At 35.2% G+C, this 6291-nt stretch carries 6 protein-coding genes, 1 tRNA gene and 2 pseudogenes; 3 read left to right on the top strand and 6 right to left on the bottom strand.

Annotated elements, in window-relative coordinates; genetic code table 11:
- On the top strand, window positions 1-702 hold a 702-nt coding region (locus DMP16_RS07190), incomplete at its 5' end, for an MFS transporter (RefSeq protein WP_143577028.1).
- 1 nt (window position 703) lies between these two features.
- Here DMP16_RS07190 and DMP16_RS07185 read toward each other — a convergent pair.
- The gene (locus DMP16_RS07185) at window positions 704-2044 is read right to left on the bottom strand and encodes a hypothetical protein (RefSeq protein WP_069282887.1); all 1341 of its coding nucleotides are present in this window, start codon (window positions 2042-2044) and stop codon (window positions 704-706) included.
- Window positions 2045-2215: 171 nt separating this feature from the next.
- Between DMP16_RS07185 and DMP16_RS07180 the strand changes: the two genes are divergently transcribed.
- A tRNA-Ala gene (locus DMP16_RS07180) sits at window positions 2216-2289 on the top strand.
- A gap of 28 nt (window positions 2290-2317) precedes the next feature.
- On the opposite strand, the pseudogene DMP16_RS11395 reads toward DMP16_RS07180, so the two are convergent.
- From DMP16_RS11395 to DMP16_RS07155, 4 genes and pseudogenes are all read right to left on the bottom strand, one after another.
- Window positions 2318-2440: pseudogene (locus DMP16_RS11395) on the bottom strand (putative integrase); the annotation flags it as partial.
- Between the two features lie 1292 nt (window positions 2441-3732).
- Window positions 3733-4161 carry a PIN domain-containing protein gene (locus DMP16_RS07165; protein WP_069282889.1) on the bottom strand — a complete coding sequence of 143 codons (429 nt, stop codon included), beginning with the start codon at window positions 4159-4161 and terminating at the stop codon, window positions 3733-3735.
- Window positions 4121-4348 carry an AbrB/MazE/SpoVT family DNA-binding domain-containing protein gene (locus tag DMP16_RS07160; RefSeq protein WP_069282895.1) on the bottom strand — a complete coding sequence of 76 codons (228 nt, stop codon included), beginning with the start codon at window positions 4346-4348 and terminating at the stop codon, window positions 4121-4123. The genes DMP16_RS07165 and DMP16_RS07160 overlap by 41 nt, the downstream gene beginning before the upstream one ends.
- Before the next feature lie 113 nt (window positions 4349-4461).
- Window positions 4462-5436: a phosphomevalonate kinase gene (locus tag DMP16_RS07155; RefSeq protein ID WP_069282896.1), complete on the bottom strand. Its 975-nt coding sequence runs from the start codon at window positions 5434-5436 to the stop codon at window positions 4462-4464.
- Between the two features lie 49 nt (window positions 5437-5485).
- Here DMP16_RS07155 and DMP16_RS07150 point away from each other — a divergent pair, with 49 nt between their 5' ends.
- The gene (locus tag DMP16_RS07150; protein WP_069282898.1) at window positions 5486-6091 is read left to right on the top strand and encodes a hypothetical protein; all 606 of its coding nucleotides are present in this window, start codon (window positions 5486-5488) and stop codon (window positions 6089-6091) included.
- 42 nt (window positions 6092-6133) lie between these two features.
- Here DMP16_RS07150 and DMP16_RS07145 read toward each other — a convergent pair.
- A pseudogene (locus tag DMP16_RS07145) lies at window positions 6134-6291 on the bottom strand (diphosphomevalonate decarboxylase); the annotation flags it as partial.

The raw sequence follows: 6291 nt of genomic DNA, 5'->3' as shown, positions 1-6291 counted from the left end.
GCAATTGCCGCAATAGTAGGTATTATAATAAGATTAATATTGCTCGAAAGTCCTCTCTTTGAATCCATTTTAGAAAAAGGAGAGGTTTCGAAAGTGCCCTCCATTGAGGTTTGGAGAAAGTATTGGAGTAAGATTCTGTTGTTAGCTGCTTCTTGGGCTGCACAAAACGCAGGATTCTATTTATATTCAGTTTATTCTGTTGACTTCTTAGTCGGGCTACATTTCTCAAGGAACCTGGCACTTTTATCAGTTACAATATCTTCACTAATTGGAATATTTATAACAATAGCGTTTTCCATATATGCCGATAAAATAGGAAGAAGAATTGGAATGATAACAGCATTTGGCTTTGGATTTATATTCAGTTTCCCTTACGTTTTACTATTGTTAAAGTTGAATTTCTTACTAATACTGTTAGCTCAGTTATTGATGGTTATAGCAGTTTTAGGATCCTATGCGATAATACCTGCATTCTTCGCTGAGAATTTCCCTACCAAATATAGGTACTCTGGCACAGGTTTAAGCTATCACATGGCAGCTCCTTTCGCCGGTGGATTAGCTCCGCTAGTTGTTGCTGCTCTAATAGGAGAGAATTATGCTAATAATTGGTATTTCTTCGGATTAATCTTCGCTATATACTTTGCAATATCTTTAGCATCTCTAGCAGTGTTAAAGGAGACCAAGGGAAAGGAACTAGAGTGAATTAACACTCAATAAACCCTTCCTTTAACTCATTGTTTTTATCTAAAAGAGATAAAATAATTTTTCTATTCTCTCTAGGAAGACTGGCATAATTTCTACAAAGCACCCTACCAAGTTCAAAGGCAACTTTTCCTCTTAATGAGATGACCAGTCTAGAGAGGTTAAATTCACTTATTCTCCTACCCATTTGTTCTACAAATTGCAATAAAAACTCATCATACTTCAGCACCAGTGTCATCACTTTTTCCTTATTTTCAAAGAAGAAGAGAGAATTAATGTTCATTAACAAACCCTTCGCAAAGGAATCAACTCTATCTGCTAACTCTAAAATACGTTCTTGTTCTTCTCTTTTAAGTTCATAGCTTTTCCCCCTTATGAAATTTATAAAACTACTGATGGAATAACTAATTCCTTCTCCGAATCCATATGCGAAGTTAGGATTATTTTCTGCAATTTTAAATGAAACGTTCTTTAAAAATTCATTTAGGGATGGAAAACTTTCACCAAAGTTTTTTCCAAGTATTTTGGAAAGTTCCTCATCTTGTGTTGCTACTTTTATAATTTCTTCAACGAATTCATCCTCTAAAGATATTAGATCTACAGATGAGAGAAAACCTTTGGCAAATTCCTTATCTTCCCTTACTTTTTCTATGACTTTTCTCTTCCAATAGTATGAAAGATTCTGAAACCCTTTTCCTACTCCCTTAGCTATAGTAGGAAAGTTTAACAATCTCTCCTTTAACTTATCATTTAACTCACTTAACCTATAGCCTATTATTTCATCTATATCCTTGTTTTTACCAATAAACTGATCAATATTATCGATTTTACTCAAATTTACCGTTTGTAAAAACTCGTATAAGAACATTCCATTATCTTTCAACGTATTTATTATTTGATTTCTATATTCGAATGGTAGTTTATCTATTTGTTTTGCAATATTACTTCCAACATTAGGTAAGTATTTTAGTTGACTTACGTTATTCGCTAAACTTTTCATAACTTCTGGAAACTTATAGAGATCCAAATTTGCGAGAAGCTCCCTAGCCATTATAGGACTTGATTTACCTAAATTTAATATCAAATCTTTATCTATAGCCTCACTTTCATAAATTCCTCTGGCTATTCCTTTACACAAATTAGGGTAATAATCGCATAATTGTATTAAGTTGATCAAACCTCTAAAGCTAGATCTGTTTATATTACGACCTATATTTATTCCAAGTTGAAAAAGAATCATATCTCTATCTACTCTACTGAGAGTATCTAAAGTAAGTAATTGAACTACGTTCAGTAATGCATCACTAGGTAGTTCTGATATTAGGTCTATGACTTTATCCATTAGAAATTCTCTTAATTTTCACGCTTTATAAAACTTTACGCTCTAATCGATTCTTAAAATTTTACATCTATCTTAACAACAAACTTGACAACCGATCTAGTGTGAATCCTACACTTCAAGATAGTCATCAATATGTTTAAGTTTAAATACATTCTCCCTATACTATTTATTGGGCCGGTAGCTCAGCCTGGAAGAGTGCTCGGCTCGCACCCGAGAGGTCCCGGGTTCAAATCCCGGCCGGTCCACTGTGGGGGATACCCCCACACCCCCGATTCCATTTTTCAATTTGAGATAAGTTTCGACGATCTTATCTAAAGGACCAACGTAAGTTTCCTTTACGTAACTGTTTATCGTTTCTAGTTCATAGACGTAATACCTATTACCTCTCTGACGTATTTTATATTGCCCGACTGAGAAAGTCTTAATAAATCATATATTCAACTCTGCCTTTTATGACAGTTAAAGCTTAAATATCATGTTAGTTGCCTTAACCGATCGTGGAGTTGAAGAAAGATGGCAAAACTTCTCATTGGTAATATTGGTAAAATGATATTAATAATGGTAAAAGTGGAAACTACGGAGTTGATTCAAAATTAGCACCGCGATATCCAAAAATCCTTTTTATCCTCGTTTAACACGTCTATATGTATGAAGATTGTAAAGATAGAGTGAAGAGGAAATATAGATAATGTTCGAGACTGGGAGACTTTGAAAGGTTCAGTAACCATTAATTGAAACTTATTATGAGTTAAATCCCGACCATAATAGATTTTGAATATATTGTGGAGGAATGTTTCAGTCATCTTGCTGAGTTCCATGTGAAGTCTATGCTTACTAGCTTTAAACTTTGAATAATAGTTCTACTAATCTCTTGTCTTGCATTAATCCTGGATGATGCCTTATCGTGTAACCTTTTCCCTCCAATTTTCTAACCATTTAATGTTACGTAAACATGAAGACTACTCCTAAGGTATGAAGAAGACAGCCCAAACTCATAATGACTAATTCACTATTTAACTCTCGTCAACGATTAAATAATCTCCATAACATCAAGCTCATAATTAGCCAACTGCGAAAGACAGGGTAGTGTGAGGTAGTAAAGTCTTCCAACTTGACAAAGGAAGGACAAGCCTCACCTTGGGGTAAAGTTTTTAAGTGAAGGAAGATCATTGGGGAGGAGGGAAGCCAAAAAGGGGTAATGAGAGTGTGTTCCTACTCCTCAGTACATATCCCCAAGTCTCGAGGAGGGTGGAGTGAGGGAAAAGGGATAGGGGTAATTTGGCTGAAGATCCAGCTATCGCTGGACGAATGGAGCGGGCTCTAAAGCCCACTAGCTATGAAGTGGTGAAGGCGGTAAACTTGTGAACCGCCCTAAGGGAACACTCTAAGGGGAGGAGTGTGTGGACAACAATTTCATTCACCTCCATAAAATTCAATTTTATTCCAACATATGCCAATAGATTTCGAGTAAATTGTGTTGTAGAAGAATATTTTTAGCCATCTCATCGTTGTGTTTCTTGTTAAGTTAGGTGAGTATTAGGAAATCAAACCCATCCATCTTCTCGCCCTAACCCTAAAAATACTTTTCCACAATAAAGAAAATTCAATTTATATCAAAACAACCAAATTATTGTCCACACATGGAAGGTTTATGAGTTTCCCTATTTGGCATGATGTGGACTAGGAATTTAGAGAAGTATGATTTCACTAACGTTAAAACCTTTCTTATTGAGAAAATCGTAGAACATCTTGTCTAGAGTTATCAATGGTATTTTGGTAGAAGCATATGAGGAATATAATATAGCATCGAATATATCGTTCCAACCCTCACTTATGATTTCATACACTAAGTTTAAGTCTTCCAAGGTGATGAAGTTAACAGTGCTATTTATGTAGAATAATCCTTTAATTGCTTCTTCCGGTATTTTCTTTAACTTGAGTTTTCTCACCTCTTTCATTATAACTGCAATAAGTTCTGTTAACATTAGGGAAGGGTAATAAATCCTCTTTCCTTCCAGTAATCTTTCATCTATCCCTTTAACTTTAATACCTACAAAAGGGAGTAGAAAAGAAGTGTCAACTATTAATTCCGAGTGATTTAGTAATCTCTTCTCCAACCTCTTCAGCCTCATCAGCGTCTATTTCTGCCCAATATTTTGTCGGCTTTTTAAGAGGAATAAGCGAAATCTTATCTCCTTCCTTAATGACCATCAACAAGTCTCCCTCTTTAATTTTCGTTTCTTCAACAAGTTCCTTAGGCAAGTATATAGCGAACTTTTTCCCTACTCTTAGAATCTTAACCATGCGCTTACTCTGGTAAATCTGAATAATAAGTTTTTTCCGGTAAACATTGAGGCACTACCTAATTAGGCTGATCTCCTCCCCGCCGTAAAGGGCGAGGTTTGCTGTTCTTTTTATCATGACAATTCGTCGATTCTTAATCCATCATCTTCCTTTACATCTATTATTTTTAAACCCCTTTGTCTCCACTCCTCTCTGACTTTATGTAAATTTTCACCTAAAGCGAATATTGAATCGCCACCTCCAGCCCCCGGCGATAATGCTAGTAAAGCACCGTTGTTCTCAGCGATTCTGATAAGCCTCTCTTCCTCCTCGCTAACTAAGTTAACCCTAATCACGTTCCTAGCTAAATAGTTCAAATAATTCCTAGCTAACCTCACGTGTTCTACAGCCTCATCTACTTTATCTAACTTTATGAGTTTTATTGCCATCATGTTTTCTTCATCTATTAGTTTCATCAACTCCTTAAAGTCCTCATCTTTACTTTTCTCAACGAATTTTTTAACTAACCCTACAGTCTCAGAACTCCTACCAGTGAATCCTAAAATCATATCATAGTTTCCCTTCAATCTTAATTTCTCGTAATAAAAGTCCATTTTTTCCAAATCATTAAAACGTTTATAAACTATGCTTCCAAATACCGCTGATGCTATGTCAAAACCACTACCTATTCCCTTCTGTCTCTTATAATTAGCTATTTGAGCTAGCTTGTGAATTTCCATTAAATCTATCTTATTGTTTATCATGTAGTAAAAACATGCAGTTAATGCCACTGTTGAGGCTGATGAACTACCTAAGCCGGTCTTTTTTCCGTCAATTATGAACTCATTATCATTATATAACTCTACCTCATATCCCTTTAATTCCACTCCGAGTCTTTCCTTAAACGTATCTATAACGGAATTTATTAACTCATTACCTCTGTTCTTAAATTCTCCATATGAGGTGTGAAAGATTAACTCATCTGAATTACTCCCTTTTATACTGCACTTTACCCTCTTATTTATAGCGAATACGTGGGAAATTCCTCCAAATACTACACTATAACTTCCTATCCAAAGTATTTTGCCCGGTGATGTTGCTTTAATCACACGTTATATTCTTTAATAGCTTTTTAATCTTTAACCATATATACACCACATGGATTTTCTGAGTAAGAAGGAGAGAATTGTACTGATAGCTATAGCCCAAGCTGGTCCAGCCGGGATACCATCCTCTAGCCTTTCAGCATTAAGTTACGTTATGACTAAGGACACTATTCAGAGAATAATAGAGGATTTGTACTTTAAGGGGTATATTAACGTTATAAGGGACGTTGATGAAATAAGGTATATAGCGTCGAAAAACGTGAGAAATGCTATGGTGAACTTTGAATTTCATAAATATAAATTACTTAAGAATCTCGAGAAGCTTAAGAAGGATGTCGAGGAAATAAGTAAGTTAGATAAGCAACAGCAGATAGGAGCATTTAAGAATTTGATTAGGGATCTAATGTCTCAGATCTCAACATCTCTTATCACGTTATTTAACGATTTACCAGATTTAACCATACCAGAATATATTGAGCTTTTGGAGAATTTAGACAAGGAATTTCTTTCTAGGTTATTACCTATAATCCAAGAAAATATGAGTGAAGAGGAATTAGCTACTTTTATTTCGTTAATTAGCAGATTTAGAGGAGAAAAAGAGGCTGAACAGCTTAAAACACTCTTACAGAGGGCTAAGGAAAACGTAAATAATAAATGAAATTTAATCACCTTTTATGCATGATTCACCTATTCTTTTGAACTCTCTAATTCCCTTCTCCCACATAACGAATCCTCCGAACATACTTCTACACGCACTACCTGAACCTAACCTAGCTATTTTTGAGAGCTCTTTCAAAGGTAAATCAAGTCCTAAAAGCTCATTTAGCCCTAAAGTTATTGCAGCTATTCCCGCAGCTG

It is taken from the genome of Sulfolobus sp. B1, from assembly GCF_007050195.1.
Lineage (GTDB): Archaea > Thermoproteota > Thermoprotei_A > Sulfolobales > Sulfolobaceae > Saccharolobus.
This window is presented reverse-complemented; position numbering and strand designations above follow the sequence as displayed.